This is a genomic window from Actinosynnema sp. NPDC050436 (assembly GCF_040655415.1).
GTDB lineage: Bacteria > Actinomycetota > Actinomycetes > Mycobacteriales > Pseudonocardiaceae > Actinosynnema.
In genome coordinates this window covers 184,118-201,134 of record NZ_JBFAJV010000005.1, presented here as the reverse complement: position 1 = coordinate 201,134, position 17,017 = coordinate 184,118, and the positions used below count along the sequence as shown (strand labels likewise).

General features: G+C 71.2%; 12 protein-coding genes and 2 tRNA genes. 9 read left to right on the top strand and 5 right to left on the bottom strand.

What is annotated here, in order from left to right:
- Positions 1-10: 10 nt before the first annotated feature.
- Positions 11-1,300, top strand: coding sequence for an MFS transporter (locus AB0I60_RS15760; RefSeq protein WP_360730129.1), 1,290 nt, complete (start codon positions 11-13; stop codon positions 1,298-1,300).
- On the opposite strand, the gene AB0I60_RS15755 is transcribed toward AB0I60_RS15760, so the two are convergent.
- Entirely contained in the window at positions 1,232-2,767 is a 1,536-nt protein-coding gene (locus tag AB0I60_RS15755; protein WP_360730126.1) for a helicase HerA-like domain-containing protein, read from the bottom strand. The genes AB0I60_RS15760 and AB0I60_RS15755 overlap by 69 nt on opposite strands.
- 83 nt (positions 2,768-2,850) lie before the next feature.
- On the opposite strand from AB0I60_RS15755, the gene orn reads away from it, so the two are divergent.
- The 3 genes from orn (at position 2,851) to AB0I60_RS15740 (ending at position 5,296) form a co-directional block, all read left to right on the top strand.
- Positions 2,851-3,462 (top strand): oligoribonuclease, encoded by a 612-nt coding sequence (orn, locus tag AB0I60_RS15750; protein WP_360730124.1) that lies wholly within the window; start codon positions 2,851-2,853, stop codon positions 3,460-3,462.
- Between the two features lie 63 nt (positions 3,463-3,525).
- Positions 3,526-3,601: transfer RNA gene (locus tag AB0I60_RS15745), tRNA-His, on the top strand.
- Positions 3,602-3,667: 66 nt separating this feature from the next.
- Positions 3,668-5,296: an ABC-F family ATP-binding cassette domain-containing protein gene (locus AB0I60_RS15740; protein WP_360730121.1), complete on the top strand. Its 1,629-nt coding sequence runs from the start codon at positions 3,668-3,670 to the stop codon at positions 5,294-5,296.
- 27 nt (positions 5,297-5,323) lie between these two features.
- Here AB0I60_RS15740 and AB0I60_RS15735 read toward each other — a convergent pair whose 3' ends face one another.
- The gene (locus tag AB0I60_RS15735) at positions 5,324-6,361 is read right to left on the bottom strand and encodes an Ig-like domain-containing protein (RefSeq protein WP_360730119.1); all 1,038 of its coding nucleotides are present in this window, start codon (positions 6,359-6,361) and stop codon (positions 5,324-5,326) included.
- A gap of 397 nt (positions 6,362-6,758) precedes the next feature.
- Between AB0I60_RS15735 and AB0I60_RS15730 the strand changes: the two genes are divergently transcribed.
- Positions 6,759-6,834, top strand: a tRNA-Lys gene (locus AB0I60_RS15730).
- A gap of 370 nt (positions 6,835-7,204) precedes the next feature.
- Positions 7,205-9,295 carry a tetratricopeptide repeat protein gene (locus tag AB0I60_RS15725; protein WP_360730116.1) on the top strand — a complete coding sequence of 697 codons (2,091 nt, stop codon included), beginning with the start codon at positions 7,205-7,207 and terminating at the stop codon, positions 9,293-9,295.
- Here AB0I60_RS15725 and AB0I60_RS15720 read toward each other — a convergent pair.
- Together AB0I60_RS15720 and AB0I60_RS15715 are read right to left on the bottom strand one after the other, a co-directional pair.
- Positions 9,236-9,604, bottom strand: coding sequence for a hypothetical protein (locus tag AB0I60_RS15720; protein WP_360730114.1), 369 nt, complete (start codon positions 9,602-9,604; stop codon positions 9,236-9,238). The genes AB0I60_RS15725 and AB0I60_RS15720 overlap by 60 nt on opposite strands.
- Positions 9,601-10,791 carry a hypothetical protein gene (locus tag AB0I60_RS15715; protein ID WP_360730113.1) on the bottom strand — a complete coding sequence of 397 codons (1,191 nt, stop codon included), beginning with the start codon at positions 10,789-10,791 and terminating at the stop codon, positions 9,601-9,603. The genes AB0I60_RS15720 and AB0I60_RS15715 overlap by 4 nt, the downstream gene beginning before the upstream one ends.
- A gap of 191 nt (positions 10,792-10,982) precedes the next feature.
- Here AB0I60_RS15715 and AB0I60_RS15710 point away from each other — a divergent pair, with 191 nt between their 5' ends.
- Positions 10,983-14,075, top strand: coding sequence for a BTAD domain-containing putative transcriptional regulator (locus AB0I60_RS15710; RefSeq protein ID WP_360730111.1), 3,093 nt, complete (start codon positions 10,983-10,985; stop codon positions 14,073-14,075).
- A 287-nt stretch (positions 14,076-14,362) separates the two neighbouring features.
- On the opposite strand, the gene AB0I60_RS15705 is transcribed toward AB0I60_RS15710, so the two are convergent.
- Positions 14,363-15,031 carry a hypothetical protein gene (locus AB0I60_RS15705; protein WP_360730108.1) on the bottom strand — a complete coding sequence of 223 codons (669 nt, stop codon included), beginning with the start codon at positions 15,029-15,031 and terminating at the stop codon, positions 14,363-14,365.
- Between the two features lie 158 nt (positions 15,032-15,189).
- On the opposite strand from AB0I60_RS15705, the gene AB0I60_RS15700 reads away from it, so the two are divergent.
- Both AB0I60_RS15700 and AB0I60_RS15695 read left to right on the top strand, forming a co-directional pair.
- Positions 15,190-16,218, top strand: coding sequence for a DUF2786 domain-containing protein (locus tag AB0I60_RS15700; RefSeq protein ID WP_360730106.1), 1,029 nt, complete (start codon positions 15,190-15,192; stop codon positions 16,216-16,218).
- Between the two features lie 54 nt (positions 16,219-16,272).
- The gene (locus AB0I60_RS15695; RefSeq protein WP_360730103.1) at positions 16,273-17,004 is read left to right on the top strand and encodes a hypothetical protein; all 732 of its coding nucleotides are present in this window, start codon (positions 16,273-16,275) and stop codon (positions 17,002-17,004) included.
- The last annotated feature ends 13 nt before the right edge of the window (positions 17,005-17,017 follow it).

Sequence of the window (17,017 nt, the reverse complement as noted above, 5' to 3'; positions counted from 1 at the left end):
CGCTTCCGGCGTGACTCGAAGCAGATGGGCGTGGGTGGTCGCGGGCGTCAGTTTCATCGCGCTGATCGGGGCCGCCGGTTTCCGCGCGACGCCCGGCGCGTTGATCGAACCGCTTCAGGCGGAGTTCGGCTGGTCCACCGGCACGATCGGGCTGGCCGTCTCGGTCAACCTGCTGCTGTTCGGCCTCACCGCGCCGTTCGCCGCCGCGCTGATGGAGCGGTTCGGCGTGCGCAGGGTGGTGGCCTGCGCGCTGACCCTGGTGGCGATCGGCAGCGGGCTGACCGTGTTCATGACCACGAGCTGGCAACTGGTGCTGCTGTGGGGCGTGCTGGTCGGGCTGGGCACCGGGTCGATGGCCCTGGCGTTCGTCGCCACCATCACCGGCCGGTGGTTCGTCGCGCAGCGCGGCCTGGTCACCGGCGTGCTCACGGCGGGAGGCGCGACCGGGCAGCTGGTGTTCCTGCCGGTGGTGGCGTCGCTGGCCGAGTCGTCGGGGTGGCGCTCGGCGGCGGTCCTGGTGTCGGTCGCGGCGCTCGCCGTGGTGCCGCTGGTGCTGCTGCTCCTGCGCGAGTACCCCGCCGACGTGGGCGTGCCGCCCTACGGCGGGACCGGGGTCGTGCCGCGCCCGGTGCCGGCGCGCGGAGCCGCCCGGCGTGCGGTCACCGCGCTCACCTCGGCCGCGCGCACCGGCCCGTTCTGGTTGCTGGCAGGCGGTTTCGCCATCTGCGGCGCGACCACCAACGGACTGGTCGGCACGCACTTCATCCCCGCCGCGCACGACCACGGGATGCCCACCACGACGGCGGCGGGCCTGCTCGCGCTGGTCGGCGTGTTCGACATCGTGGGCACGATCTTCTCCGGCTGGCTGACCGACCGGGTCGACTCGCGCATCCTGCTCGCGGCCTACTACGCGCTGCGCGGCGCGTCGCTGCTCCTGCTGCCCCAGCTGTTCGCGGACTCGGTGCACCCGAGCATGTTGGTGTTCGTCATCTTCTACGGCCTGGACTGGGTGGCGACCGTGCCGCCGACCGTGGCGCTGTGCCGCGAGGTGTTCGGCCTGTCCGCGCCGGTCGTGTTCGGCTGGGTGTTCGCGTCCCACCAGATCGGTGCGGCCCTCGCCGCCACGGCGGCGGGCCTGACCCGCGACCACTTCGGCAACTACGCGCCCGCCTGGTACGTGGCCGGGTTCCTCAGCATCGGCGCGGCGGTGCTGTCGATGAGGATCCGGCGGTCACCGGCGCTTGCGGGAGGTGCCGAAGATCCCTCGGGTGATCTCGCGCCCCAGGGCACTCGCGGCTGACCGCAGGAACGACTTCACCGCCGAGTTGCCCAGCACCTTGTCCACCACCGTGGGTTCCTCGCGCTCCTCCCGCCGCTGCCGCCCGGCCTCGGCGGGAGGGGCGGGCGCCCGGTCGTCGGCCGGGGGCCCGGCCACCTTGGCGGCCAGCTCCTCGTAGGCCGACTCGCGGTCCACCGTCTCGGCGTACTTGGTGTGCAGCTCCGAGGACTCCGCCGCCGTCCGGATCGCGTCCGGCCCGATGGTGTCCATGAGGGACCGGGGCGCGCGCAGCCTGGTCCACGCGACCGGGGTCGGTGCGCCCTTCTCGCTCAGCACCGTCACGACCGCCTCGCCGATCCCCAGCGACGTCAACGCCTTGTCCAGCCGGTAGTGCGGCGTCGTCGGGTAGGTCTTCACCGTTTTCGCCAAGGCCGCCTGGTCCTCCGGCGTGAACGCGCGCAAGGCGTGCTGGATGCGCGCACCCAACTGAGAGAGCACGTCGTTGGGCACGTCCGTGGGCAGCTGCGTGCAGAAGAAGACGCCCACGCCCTTGGACCGGATCAGCTTCACGGTCCGGGTGATCTGCTCCTTGAACGCCTTCGACGCGCCCGCGAACAGCAGGTGCGCCTCGTCGAAGAAGAACACCAGCTTCGGCCGGTCCAGGTCGCCCGCCTCCGGCAGCACCTCGAACAGCTCGGCCAGCAGCCACATCAGGAACGTCGAGAACAGCGCGGGTTTCGCCTGGAGGTCGGCCAGCTCCAGCAGCGTCACCACCCCGCGCCCGTCGACCTGCCGCATCAGGTCGCGCGGGTCCAGCTCCGGCTCGCCGAAGAACGTGTCGCCGCCCTGCGCCTCCAGGTTCACCAGCGCCCGCAGGATCACGCCCGCCGTCGCCGACGACACCCCGCCCAGACCCTTGAGGTCGTCCTTGCCCTCGTCGGAGGTCAGGTGCGTGATCACCGCCCGCAGGTCCTTGGTGTCCAGCAGCGCCAGGCCCCGGCGGTCGGCCCAGTGGAAGATCAGCCCGAGCGTCGACTCCTGGGTGTCGTTGAGCCCCAACACCTTCGCCAGCAGGATCGGCCCGAAGCTGGTGACCGACGCGCGCACCGGCACCGCCGCGCCGCCCGTGCCCAGGGACAGGAACTGCACCGGGCACGCCTGCGGCTGCCAGTCGTCACCGGTCTCGGTCGCGCGCGCGGTGACCCGGTCGTCGGCCGCGCCCTCGCGGGACAGCCCGGACAGGTCGCCCTTCACGTCCGCCACGACCACCGGCACGCCGGCCGACGAGAGCTGCTCGGCGAGCAGTTGCAGCGTCTTGGTCTTGCCGGTGCCGGTCGCGCCCGCGACCAGGCCGTGCCGGTTGAGCATCGCCAGCGGGATCCGGACGTGCGCGCCCGGCTCGATCGCGCCGTCCACCACCACCGCGCCCAGCTCGACGGCCGCGCCCTCGGACGCGTACCCCGCCGCGATCTCGCTCTGAGCCGTCATTGCGCCGAGCGTAATGAGATTGGAAGGACCCGCCACTCGAAGCGGCGGCGGTGTCGGACCATCCGACGACTAGGCTCGCGCGGGTGATGGATCGCTTGGTGTGGATCGACTGCGAGATGACCGGGCTCGACTTGGGCAAAGACGCTCTGATCGAGATCGCGGCGCTGGTGACCGACGCGGAGCTGAACGTGCTCGGCGAGGGCGTCGACGTGGTGATCCACGCCGACGACACGGCGCTCGACTCGATGCCGGAAGTCGTGATGGCGATGCACGCCAAGTCCGGGCTCACCGACGAGGTGCGGCGCTCCGCCGTGACGCTGGAGGAAGCCGAGGCGCAGGTCCTCGCCTACGTCCGGCAGTGGGTGCCGGACGCGCGCAGCGCGCCGCTGGCGGGCAACTCGATCGCCACCGACCGGGGGTTCATCGCCCGCGACATGCCCGAGCTGGACGCCCACCTGCACTACCGGATGGTCGACGTGTCGTCGATCAAGGAGCTGTGCCGGCGCTGGTACCCGAGGATCTACTACGCGCAGCCGGAGAAGGGCCTGGCGCACCGGGCGCTGGCCGACATCCGGGAGTCCATCCGGGAGCTGGCCTACTACCGGCGGACCGCGTTCGTGCCGCAGCCCGGCCCGTCCACCGAGCAGGCGCAGGCCGTGGCGAACGAACTGCTGGCCGCCGACCGGCCGGAATAGGGTCGATTTCAGCCCCGGCGGTGTGGCACTGTATGCTTCGTTCCGCCGGGTCGACCGGTCTTGGTGGGTGTAGCTCAGCTGGCAGAGCACTGGGTTGTGATCCCAGGTGTCGCGGGTTCAAGTCCCGTCACTCACCCCAAGCGAAACGCCCCCTGGCCACCCGGTCAGGGGGCGTTTTCCGATGTCCACGGGGAGTTTTTCCGCCATGAGCGCCACACTCGTCGCTAAAGACCTGGCGGCCGGGCACGGCGACCGGGTGCTGTTCTCCGGCCTCGACCTGGTCGTCGCCCCGGGTGACGTGGTCGGCCTCGTCGGCGTGAACGGGGCGGGCAAGTCCACCCTCCTGCGCACCCTCGCGGGCCTCGTCCCGGCCGAGAGCGGTGTGATCCGCCTCTCCCCCGTCAGTGCGACGGTCGGCCACCTGCCGCAGGAGCCGGAACGCCGGGCCGGCGAGACCGTCCGGGACTTCCTGGCCCGCCGGACCGGCGTCGCGGCGGCGCAGGCCGAGCTGGACCGGGCGACCGCGCTGCTCGCCGCCGGCACCGACGACGGGTACTCGGAGGCGCTGGAGCGCTGGCTCGCCCTCGGCGGCGCCGACCTGCCCGAGCGCGCCGCCGAGGTCGCCGCCGACCTGGGCCTGGCGGTCGGCCTCGACCAGCCCATGACCTCGCTGTCCGGCGGGCAGGCCGCCCGCGCCGGCATGGCGTCGCTGCTGCTGAGCCGGTACGACGTGTTCCTGCTCGACGAGCCGACCAACGACCTCGACCTGGAAGGCCTGGCCCGCCTGGAGGCGTTCGTGACCGGCCTGCGCGCCGGCACCGTGCTGGTCTCCCACGACCGCGAGTTCCTGGCCCGGACGGTGACCCGCGTGGTCGAGCTCGACCTCGCCCAGCAGCAGGTGCGCTCCTACGGCGGCGGCTACGAGTCGTACCTCGAAGAACGCGAGATCGCCCGGCGGCACGCCCGCGAGGACTACGAGGAATACGCGAACACCAGGTCGTCACTCGAAGAACGCGCGCGCTCGCAACGCGCGTGGATGGAGAAGGGCGTCAAGAACGCGCGGCGCAAGGCGGGCGACAACGACAAAGCGGGGCGCAAGTTCCGCAGCGAGGCGACCGAGAAGCAGGCGTCGAAAGCGCGCCAGACCGAACGGCTCATCGAACGCCTGGACGTGGTCGAGGAACCGCGCAAGGAATGGGAACTCCGGATGGAGATCGCCGCCGCGCCCCGGGCCGGCGCGGTCGTGGCGGTCCTGCGCGCCGCCGTCGTCACGCACGGCTCGTTCACCCTGGGCCCGGTGGACCTCCAGGTCGACTGGGCGGACCGGATCGCCATCACCGGGGCCAACGGGGCCGGCAAGTCGACCCTCCTGGCCGCGCTGCTGGGCCGCGCCGACCTGGCGTCGGGCACGGCGTCGCTGGGTCCCGGCGTCGTCGTGGGCGAGATCGACCAGGCCCGGGGCCTGTTCCTCGGCGACCAGCCCCTGGTCGACGCGTTCCAGCAGGCGGTGCCGGACCTGGTCCCGGCCGACGTGCGGACGCTGCTGGCGAAGTTCGGCCTCAAGGCCGCGCACGTGCTGCGCACCGCCGCGTCGCTGTCACCCGGCGAGCGCACCCGCGCGGCGCTGGCCCTGCTCCAGGCCAGGGGCGTCAACCTGCTCGTGCTCGACGAGCCCACCAACCACCTGGACCTGGCGGCGATCGAACAGCTGGAGTCGGCGCTGGAGAACTACCCCGGCACGCTGCTCCTGGTCACCCACGACCGCCGGATGCTCGACCGCGTGAAAACGACCCGCCGCCTGGAAGTGGCAGCGGGCCGCGTCATCGATCTCTGACCCGTTCCGGTCCGGCCGGGTCGCTCGCTAGCGGTTGCCCTTCACCCACTGCTCCCAGGGGACCTGCCAGTCGCCGAACCCGTCCCACGCCTCCAGCGCCGGACCCCCGGAGTTCGTGACCACGACGATGTCACCGGGCTTGGAGAGGTCGAAGACCCACTTCGCGTTCTCCGGCGAGAGGTTCAGGCAGCCGTGGCTGACGTTCCGGTTGCCCTGGTCGCCGATCGACCACGGGGCGCTGTGGAAGAAGATGCCGCTGTTGGACATGCGGGTCGCCCAGTCGACCGGGGTGACGTAGCCGCCGGCGTCCAGCGCGAGGCCGTACGTGCGGGAGTCCATGACCATGTGGTCGTGCTTCTCCATCAGCACGTAGGTGCCCGTGGGGGTCGGGTTGGCCGCGTTGCCCATGGAGGTCGGCATGGTGCGGGCGACCTGGCCGTTGATCTTGGTGACGACCTCGTGCGTGCCACCGTCGGCCTCGTGCACGACCGCGTCGCCGATCGTGGTGCTGATCACGCGGTCTTCCTCGCCGTACACGCCGTTGCCGAGGCTCTTGCCGTAGATCTTGGCGTTGATGGAGATCTTGGTGCCGGCCGCCCAGTAGTTCTGCGGGCGCCAGTGCACCTGCTTCTCGTCGAACCAGTAGAACGCGCCCTCGACCTTGGGCTCGGTGGTGATGGAGATCATCGCCTCGGCGGCAGCCTTGTCCGCGATCGGCTCGTCGAAGTAGAAGGCGAGCGGCTGCCCGATGCCCACGGTGGTGCCGTCCATCGGGTTGACCGACAGGAAGGTCAGCGTCCGGGGCTGCACGGTGGTGAACGTCGAGGTCTTGGTGACCGGCTTGCCGTCGGCGCCCTGCCCGGTGACCGCGAGCGTGTAAGTCTTGGCGTAGCCGAGCACCTCGCTGCTGGTCCACTTCGTGCCGTCCGGCGAGACCTGCCCGGCCACGGCCTTGCCCTCGGGGTTGGTCAACGCGACCTGCGTGATCTTCCCGTCGGTCGCGGTGGCCACGACCGGATCCCCGGGCGCGACGTCGACGGCCTGGTCGGCGAGCCCGGTGCTCAACGAGACGGGCTTGGGAGGAGCCGCGGACGAGGACGTCGGGCCACCCCCCATCCCACCGCTGTCCCCGGAGGCGGCCGAACCACCCCCGGAAGAACAGGACGCGACCAACACCGCGACCACACCGACCGCGACAGCCCCCAGCGCTCTCCGCGCCCCCCGGCCGACCGTCATGCCAAGCCTCCGCTCACTCCCCAGGACACCGATTCCTCGCTTTGGTGTCCCCTTACAAGGTGACGCCTGGAGGGTTGACGACGTTGCCCCGGATGCTGGATCGTTACCCACGCGAAGTTCCCCCTGGGACAGCACCCCGCACCCGTCCTGACCAGGCGATTGGGAGCTGAGAAGGACGCTGTGCTAATGTTCTTCACGTCGGACGGAGCACCACCGGGTCCGATACGCGCCGCTAGCTCAACTGGCAGAGCAGCTGACTCTTAATCAGCGGGTTCGGGGTTCGAGTCCCTGGCGGCGCACCAAAGCCCCAAGTCATCGACTTGGGGCTTTTGCTTATGCAGCCGGCCATGCTTTACCCCTCATTCAAACCGGTCCGCCGCCGGCGTTCTCCAAACCATCCGCAGAACCTTCCGGAACGCTCGGCGCTTCACCTGAGGTCCGCGCCGACCGGACTCGCACCCCGCCCCTGCCCGGCCCACCAGTCCACCATGGACGGTCCGGCGGCCCGGTCGATCAGCGTCACCCACCCGGCGCCGGGTGGAACGCACCGTGTCGGTTCCCTCCCCCTCGCTGCACGGGCCGGGTGGTTCGGCCGGCGCATTCCGGCAGTGCTCGGACCCGACGGCCACTTGCTGCAGTACGGTCGTTCCGGGTCCGCGCAGGAGGGGGCGCATGGCGACCAAGGGCGGAGAACAGCAGAACGAGCTGTCCGGTCCGGTGACCGGTGGTGCGGTCCAGGCGCGCGAGGTCCACGGCGGCGTTCACTTCCACCACGTCCCGACGAGCGCACCGGTTCCGCGCCAACTGCCCGCCGCTCCCGCCCACTTCACCGGCCGGACGGCCGAACTGTCCGAGTTGGACTCCCTCCAGGAGCAGGGCGGGCGGACGCTCGCCGTGCTGTCCGGTCCGGGCGGCGTCGGCAAGACCGCGCTGGCGCTGCACTGGTCCTACCTCCACGGGGCGCGCTTCCCCGACGGCCAGCTCTACGTCGACCTGGCGGGTTTCAGCGGTGAGGAGCCGGTCGACCCGGGCGAAGCCCTCGGGCTGTTCCTGCGCGGCCTGGGCGTGCCGCCGGAACAGGTCCCGGCCGGGCTCACCGAGCAAGCGGCGCTGTACCGGTCCCTGACCGCGCAACGGGCCGTGTTGGTACTGCTGGACAACGCCCTGTCCGCCGCGCAGGTCCGCCCGTTGCTGCCGACCTCGCCCGCCGGCGCGGTCCTGGTCACCAGCCGCAGCCGGCTCGCGGGTCTGATCGTGGAGGGCGCGCGCCTGCTCGACGTCGGCCCCCTGGGCATGACCTCGGCGGTCCGCTTGCTGGACCTGGCGGTCGGCGGCACGCGGGTCCGGCGCGAGGACCTCCCCGCGCGCACGCTGGCGACGATGTGCGGCGGCTTGCCCATCGCGCTCCGGATCGCCGCCGCTCGCCTGGTGACCCGTCCGCGCTGGTCCGTGGAACGCGTGGTGGCCGAGATGGACGACGAACGCGGCCGGTTGACGGTCCTGTCCGCGTTGCCCGAGCTGTCCGTCCGCAGCACCTTCGACCTGTCCTACCGCGCCCTGGGTCCGACGGCCGCCGCGCTCTACCGCCGCCTCGCCGGGCACCCGGGGCGTGATTTCGGCCCGTCGGTCGCCGGGTCGGTGCTGGACCACGCGTCGGTCGACGCCTTGGACGAGCTGATCGAAGGCTCACTGGTGGAGGAGGTCCACGAGGACCGCTACCGGTTCCACGACCTGGTCCGACTGCACGCGCGCGACCAGGCCGAGCCGGCCGAGCACGCGCAGGCGGCGCGGAGGATGTCGGAGTGGTACCTGGCAGCCGCGCAGGTGGCCGACTCGGCGGTCACCCCGTACCGCGACCGCATCCCCTACCGCTTCTCGGTGCAGCCGGTGAACCTGCCGACCCTGGGCCGTGCCGAGGCGCTGGACTGGCTGGAGGTCGAACGGGCGAACCTGATCGCCGCCGGCCGGGTCGCGCTCGACCACGACTGGCCGGACCTGGCGTGGCAGCTCGCCGACGTGATGTGGCCGTTGCTGTTGCACCACAAGCACTACCGCGACCGCGCGGAGATCAACGATCGCGGCACCACCGCCGCGCGCCGCTGGGGCAACCGGGTTGCGGAGGCGGTGATGCTGCGGCGGCAGGGGTTGGCCTGCACCACCATGGGCCGGTTGGAGGAGGCCGAACGGCACCTGGCCGCCTCCATCGAGTGCGCCACCGAGGCGGGTGACCGCCGGGGCGCGGCCGACGCGCTGGAGCTGCTGGCCCTGGTCCAGCTCGACCAGGGCCGGCTGCCCGAAGCGGTGGCGCGGTTGACGGGGTTGGTGCGCACCAACCGCGAGCTGGGTGCGCCGCGCAACCAGGGCCTGACCTTGATCCACCTCGGCACGGCTCTGGGTCGCACCGGACGGACCGCCGAGGGCCTCGCGGCGTTGCGCGAAGCCGAGGCGTTGTTCGACGGGCTCCCCGATCCCGACCCCTACAACCGCGCGCGGGTCACCGTCGCCACGGCGCGGCTGCACCAGCGCTCCGGCGACAGCGCAGAGGCGACCAGGCTGGGCGAGCGCGCGCTCGCGGAGATGCTGGAACTCGGCTCCGCCCCCGGCGCGGCGGAGGCGCACGAGGTGCTCGCCGAGGCTGCGGTCGACCCGCAGCGCGCCGGCGAGCACTGGCGAAGGGCCTTGGACCTCCTGCTCAAGCTGGGCTCACCGCGCGCCGGGAGGGTCTCGGCGCGGCTGCGCGGGGTGGAGCCGCCGGCAGGGTGAGGGTTCGCGGCGGTGCCTCGGGCACCACAGGGGCAGGCCGTGGCGACGCAGCAGCGCGAGGTCGAGCCCGGCGACCCACCACGTGTGCAGCGATTCGACCACCGCGCGCCACAACTCGTCGGCCGCGAGGCAGCCGGTGCCGACGACGGAGAACTCCGACGTCCGCCCGTCCGAAGCCAGCACCAGGACCCCGACGTCCGAGATGCCGACCACGAACTCCACGTACGGGTTCGCGCGCAACAGGGACCGGAGGGTCCGTTCGTCCGACGAGGAGGACACCAGCACGTCGGCCGCCGACGAGCCCCTCACCGCTTCACCACCTCGACCGGCGTCGGCAGGCGGTGCCGCCCCGGTTCCGGGAGGTCCAGCAGCCGGTAGACCGCGCGCCGCAACTCGGCGGCGGCCCGGCCGGGGCACGAGGTCAAGCTGTCCCGGACGAGTCCGGCCAGCGCCCGCGCACCCCGTCCGGCGACCTCCAGTTGCGCCGTCGCCGGACTGCCCGACGTCAGCCGGGGTGCGTACCGGCGCAACAGCTCCTGCGCCGACCCGTCCCCGAGCACCGCGCCCACGGACCAGTCTGCGAGCACCACCGGTCTGCCGATCGAGGCCGCGTAGACCCCGATGGAGCCGTGGTCGGCGATCACCTCGTCCGCCGCGACCACCACGGCCCGCCAGTCGACCTCGGGCTCGACCAGGATCAGGCCGGCGTCCCGGCAGTCGGCGAGCCAGGCCCGGACCTGGCGGACGCCGTGCGCCGACCACGCCGCCGGGTGCACCATCGCCGCGACCCGGACCCCATGGCCCGCGAACTCCTCCAACAGCCTCGGCACGAGGTCCTCGAACCTGGCGAACAGCGAGTCCAGCCCCCAGGTGGAGGTGACCACCAGCAACCGCTCCTCCGGTGACACGCCGAGGGCCGCGCGGTAGTCGGCACGACGTGGCAGGCTCGCCACCACCCGGTCGTAGCAGGGGTCGCCAGCCACGACCGCGACGTCCACCGCTTCCGGGCACTGGCGGCGCAGCACCTCGCGCTGGTTCTCGTGCGAGAGCACCAGGGCTGCCGCCAGCACCTCCCCGTTGTGCAGCAGCCGCTGCGCGTCCAAGCCGTAGACCTGCGGCGGTCCGGCCGTGGAGACCGACTTGCCGTACCCCGCGCCGTGCGGCATGAGCACCAGCGGCGCGTGGACCTGGTGCAACGACCCGTACGACGCGGCCAGCGCCAGGTCGAACCTCTCCCGACCGGCCTGCTCCCAGGGCATCACCACGCCGCGCGTCGCCCGCAGGAACTCGTCCACCCCCGTGGAGAACGCGTCGGGGGCCCGGCAGAACGTGACCTGCACGCGCGGGTCGGTCTCGATCATCTCCACCACCTCCAGCACCCGCTGACCACTGGCGACCGTGTGGACCACGGCCAGCACCTGGCGGCAGGCGCTCCTGGTGACCCACCGGGGCGCATCGATGCCGACCGGTGCTCGCAACCATTCGACGTTCACCACGCACTTCCCCCTCCCACTTCCGTGGGACAAGGCTGCGGCCCGTGTTTGCCGGGGAACTTGCAGTCCGCTTGCACCTCCGATCGTGCTCTGCCCGTCCCCGATTCGGAGCAATACGCGCGCAACGGCTGCGACATCCCGGGTCGCTGCTTCACACTGTCTTTCCACGGCACCCGCCGGCAAGGGAGACGCTGGTGGAATTCAAGATCCTCGGGAAGACCAGATTACACATCAATGGGAATGATTTCCCCCTCGGATCGGCCAAACAGCGCGGCTTGCTCGCATTGCTGCTCTACTACACCGGGCGGCCGGTTCCGGTAGACCGGATCGCGGGCGTGCTGTGGCGTGCGAGCACGCGCGTCGACGTGCGCAGCAAGCTCCAACCGCTGATCAGCCGTCTGCGCAAGGTGCTGGACCGGTCGGGCTCCGGAGGCCGGATAGCCAAGGACGGCGACGGCTACCAATTGCAGATCCCCGCCGAACTGGTCGACTACCACCGTTTCCGCACATTGGCGGAGAAAGGGCGGGCGGCGGCGGCGCGAAACGACCACCACACGGCGAAGGACCTCCTCCGGGAAGCCCTCGACCTCTGGCAGGGACGCCCCCTCCAGGAACTGGACGGACCGTGGGCCGAGCATTGCCGTGACCAGATGGAACTGTTCGACCGGCTGGCCGCCCGGCAAGTGCTGCTGGACAGCCAGCTCCAACTCCGCGAGCACGTCGAGGTGATGGGCGAAGCCGGGCGGCTGACCCGTGAACACCGGTTGAACGAGAACTTCGCCCGGCTCTACATCCAGTCGTTGGACGGATTGGGCGAGTACGCGCGGGCGCTCGAATTCCACGCCCGGTTCTGCGAGCACCTCTACGACGAAGCGGGCGTCGAGCCGGGTCCCGAGCTGCGCCGCATCTACCAGGGCATACTGCGCAAGCAGGCGGGCACCGCGCCCGCCGGGCCGCCGAACCGCCGCGCCCTGCCGCAGGAGCTGCCGCGCGACATCCGGAAGTTCGCGGGTCGGGCGAAGCTGCTCGCCCGGATGGACGACGTGCTCGCGTCGGGTGCCCACGACCAGGTCGTCGCGCTGCACGGGATGCCCGGGATCGGCAAGACGCGCCTGGCGATCAGGTGGGCGCACCGCAACGCGGACCACTTCCCGGACGGCCAGTTGGTGCTGGACCTGCAGGGTTTCGGTCCCGGCAACCCGCTCGCGCCGGACGACGCCCTCGGCATCCTGCTGGCCAGGCTCGACGCCGGGCCGGTGCCCGTCCCGCCGGCCGAGCGCCGCGCCAAGCTCCGCCGCGTGCTGCACGACCGCCGCGTCCTGCTCCTGCTGGACAACGCCCGGGACAGCAACCAGGTCCGCCCGATCCTGGACGCCACGACCTCGTGCTTCACGATCATCACCAGCCGTACGCGGCCGTTCGCGCTGTCCGTGCACCAAGACGCGGTCGCACTGCACGTCCCGCCGCTGTCGGCGGCGGAGTCCGTAGCCCTGCTGCGCGACGTGGTCGGCGCGGACCGCGCCGACGAGAACCCGGAGGCCATCAGCGAACTGGCCGGGAGTTCCGACGGCCACCCGCTGGCGTTGAAGATCGTCGCGCAGCACGTCGCGCTCCGCCCCGAGATCGCGCTCTCGGACCTGGTGGACGACTTCAACAGCCCGGAGGGCCTGGGCGTGCTGGGGTCGTCGGACGACAGCGACGACGAGAACGCGACGCTGGCCGCCGCGTTCGCGTGGTCGTACCGGGCGCTGCCGCCGGAGACGGCGCGCGTGTTCCGCCTGCTGGGCCTGCACTTCACCACCGAGTTCGGCCCCGAGGCCGCCGGGGCGCTGTCGGGCGAACCGGTCAGCACCACGACCAGGCACCTGAGCACCCTCACGAGGGCCAACCTGCTCCAGTACGGCGCCACCAAGAGGTTCCGCCTGCACGACCTGCTGCACGGCTACGCGGTGGACCTGGTGCGGCACGAGGACTCGCTGCCCGCCACGAAGTCCGCCCTGACCGGCCTGTTCAACCACTACCTGGCGTCCGCGACGGCGGCGTGCGAGCGGCTCAACCCCAACCTCTCCCCGGTGCCGCCGCTCGTCGGCGTCCCGGAGGCCGCCGCGTTCGAGAGCGACCAGCAGGCCCTCGACTGGCTGGCTGCCGAGCGCGCGAACCTGGTGGCCGCCGTCCCCCGCGCCGTGGCCCGGGGTTTCCCCGAGTACGCCTGGCGGCTCTCGGCGAACGTGCACGAGGTGTTCGACCGGCTCGGCTACTACGAGGACCTGCTGTCGTGCCAGCGCGCTGCGATCAAGGCCGCGATGGTGCTCCGGGACAGGAAGGCGCAGGCCGGGACGCTCGCCGACACCGGGACCGTGCAGTACCGGCTCGGGCAGTACGACGAGGCGGTCGCGTCGTTGGAGCAGTCGGTGGCGATCTCCCGCGAGCAGGGTTTCACCGAGATGGAGGCCATCGCCGTGAACAACCTGGCGAGCGTCCACCTGGCACGCGGGGAAGTGGGCAAGGCGGTGAACCTGATGCACCGGGTGCTGGCCGCCGCGCGGACCCTCAAGATCACCCCCTTGGAGGCGGCGACCCTGGAACAACTCGGAGCGGCCCACCGCCGCATGGAACGCGACGACGAAGCTTTGGAGTTCTTCGAGGCGGCCTTGACGGTCTGGCGCAGTTCCGGGGAGGGGAGCTCGCGCGGGGAGGGTGCGGCGCAAATCAACATCGGTCGCTTGTTGCACGAACATGGCGAGAACGAGTTGGCGTTGACCCGCTTGGAGGCCGCGCTCGCCGTGAACCAGGCGAGCGGCGACCGGTCGAGGATGATCGAAACGCTCGTGACGAAAGCAGAGGTGCACTACGACCTCGGGCAGTTCACCGAGACGGTCGCCTGTGCCGGGCACGCCGCAGACCTGTGCGCGATGACGAGTGCGACGGAGCACCACGTCCGAGCCCTGCACATACTCGGGCACGCCGCGGTCGCCCTCGGTGAGCCGGACGCGGCCGAACGCCATTGGCTGGAGGCAATCGCTTTGTCTGGCGACCGGAAAAGTTTCGAAGGAAATCTTCTTTCAGACCATCTGGCAGCCCTGAAAAATCCCAGCGGAGGCATTCCAGGCCCCCGAGACTGCGACTCCGATGTTGATCAAATTCCGGACTCGGCGCACGTCGCTCCAGTAAGCGGAACCCTCAATCAGACCCCCACTGGCCCGGCTTCAAGTCACACGATGCGGCACACTAACACTACACCTCGTGCAACCAACTCACCCAGACGGGTGCTGGCCGATGACCAATGAAGCATCACCCCCGGTGATCTCAATTTCAACTGTCATGGAATCATGGCAGGGTGACCCCTCCCCGCATCCGGCTGTATGTCCTTGCACCCTGCATGGCACTGGCCATGCTCCTGTCGATCCCTGCGGTGGCCAATGCGTGGCCAACTATCATCTATTTGTTGCCCAGCTAGTCAGGCGCCCTAAGCTCCGTACGATGCCCGGTCGGCGGGAGTCCGAGGATGATCACCCGCCGATCAGGGCGCGCTCGACCACGGGTCGAGCGGCGGGGCTACCGGAACGGGTCGTGGTCAGCCGAAGGCGAGCGCGATCCTGCGGTTGGCGAGCAGACGGGTTCGCTGGACGTCCAGGCTCGCCTCATCGTCCCGGTCGCGGTCCAGGCGGTCGTAGGCCCTGGCCAGCAGCCAGTGCGCGGCTTCTGCGCCTATTTCGTTCAACGAGCACTGCCCGGCCAGTTCGTCGTGGGCCGCCTGTACGTCTCGCGTGACGAACGCCTTGCGCACCACGCCGCCGGACAGTTCGTCCAGCAGGAACACCATCGCGTGCTCGTCCTCGAACCGGTAGGTGCACACCAGCACCAAGTACCCCGCATCGACCGACCGGTCGCAGATCCACGCGCCGCCCACGGTCAGCGCGGGCACCTCGGCGGGCACGGCGCTCGCCGCCCACTCCCCCGGACGACCGGTCAGCATCGCCGCCAGCACCCGCAGCAGCCGGTCGTTGCGCCGGCTCGGGAACGACACCGCGTGCTCCACCACGCCGGCCCAGAACTCCTCGTCGGCGGACGCGCCCGCTGCCGCCTCGCTGACCAGGAGTTCCGCCTCCAACGGGTCACGCAGCTGCGGCAGTTCCCGGCAGCCGTCCACGAACGCGCGCTGCGCCGGGCTCAACGCCGTCGCGGGTGGACGGTGCACCACCACGATCGGTCGCCGCTTGGGGCGCTGCGTCTTCCGGCTCACCGACCGAGGCTGGCACGCCACCTGCCCCACCGGCGGCAGCGACACCGCACCTCGGGGGAGAATCACCCATCGTGGACTCCCTGGGTGAGGCGATCCGACGCGCCGCCGTGAACCGTCTTGCGCCGAGACCCCGCACCGCAGGTCTTACGGCGACCGAAGTGGACGGTGCCGTGCACGACGTCCTCGACCGTGCGTTGGACAACCTGTGGGATCACGGTTGGCTGCCGACCGACGTGTACGAGACGGTCCGGCGCAACGAGGACGAGCGCGCGCTGTCGTTCGTTGTGGACGCCATCGCGCACAGCACGTCCCACTACACGTCGCTGCACCCCCGTTGGACCGAACAACTGGCGGAGATCGGCGCGACGGTCTGGTGGGACGAGTCGGAGCCCCACCTCGCGCAGTGGGCCGTGAAGCACATCGAGCTGCCCGACGATGCGTTGGCGGTCGTCGTTTCTCTCCTGTCCGTCCTGACCACATTGCCCGCGCTGCCTGTGATCGTGCCCCCGCCCGGCAGCCCACTGGCCGAGGTGACCCACCACAGCGTGGCCCCGAAGATCCTCAAGCGGGTGCGGTCGCTGCTGGCCAAGGCGGAGTCCACGCCGTTCCCGGACGAGGCCGAGGCGCTCTCGGCGAAGGCGCAGGAGCTGGTGACCCGGCACGCGCTGGAGCGAATGCCGTCCGAAGCGCCGACCACGATCTCCCGCCGGGTGTGGCTGGACAAGCGCTACTTCGACGGCAAAGCGCAGGTCGTGCACGTGGTCGCGGACGCCAACCGCTGCCGCGCCGTGGTCTACGACCTGGGGTTCGTCGCGCTGGTGGGTGAAGAGCTGGACCTGGAGATCGTCGAACTGCTGTCGGCGTCGTTGCTCGTCCAGGCCACGCGCGCGATGGTGGCGGCCGGGGACAAGGCACGTAAGGGCGACGAGTCACGGAGTCTGGCCTTCCGGAAGTCTTTCCTGCTGGCCTACGCCCATCGCGTCGGCGAGCGGCTCAAGGCCGCCAACACTCCGCCGGACGACGACCGGCTGCTGCCGGTGCTGGCCGCCCGGAAACGCGCGGTGGACGACCTGTTCTCGACGCTGTTCACCAACACCACCAGCAAGTCGACCGCGATCCGGAGCGCGGCGGGCTGGGACGCAGGCCGCGCGGCGGCCGACCGGGCCGACCTCGACGTCGATCGCTGACGGTCTGACCTGCGTGAACCGGGACTGTCGGTGCCCGTCCGTAACCTCTGCGTCATGGCCACGACCGCGCTCGACGTCCGCCGGACCTTCAACGTCACCCAGGAAACCCGGTTCCACTTCAACTGGTGGTTCAGCCGGCGCAAGCACGTGGTGGAGCACGTCATGGCGCACACCGCCGACGTGGTCCACCGGCTGACCCCGGAGGAGGTCGTGGACGCGTGCCTGGCCACACCGGGTGCCGGTCCACCGCCGGACGTGGTCGACATCCGGGAGTGGCGGCCCGAGTTCGCCTTCCCGCACGTGGCCCACCACGTGGTCGAGACGCTGGGCCGATTACCCGGCTGGGACGAGTTCCGCGAGTTCTGCGAGTCCGACGACCGGACCCGGTCGATGCTGTGGACGCCGGCCCAGGAGGCGATCGCGGACGCCCGCGCCGACCGGTCCCGCGCGCGCGACGCCATGCGGCGCAAGGTGCTCGCCGACTTCACGGCGTTCCTGCGGGACACTTACGTGGTCGCCGCGTTGCGCCGGCACGGGGTGGACGTGCGGGTGCACCCGTTGGCGGACGTGGTGTTCCAGGTCGACGCCTGGGTGGAGCGCCTGGTGCTCAACCCGCGCGGCGGGCCGCAGCGGTCCGCAGACCTGCTCGTGCACGCGATGCCTCCGTTCTTCTTCCACGACCTGGGCCTCACCGAGTCCGAACGCGTCGGCGGGGTGCCGCTGCCGACGCGCGCCCAGCTCGACCGGGCCGTGCGGAGCCTGCGCGCGATCCTCTACCCGGGGTGAGCCATCATGGCCG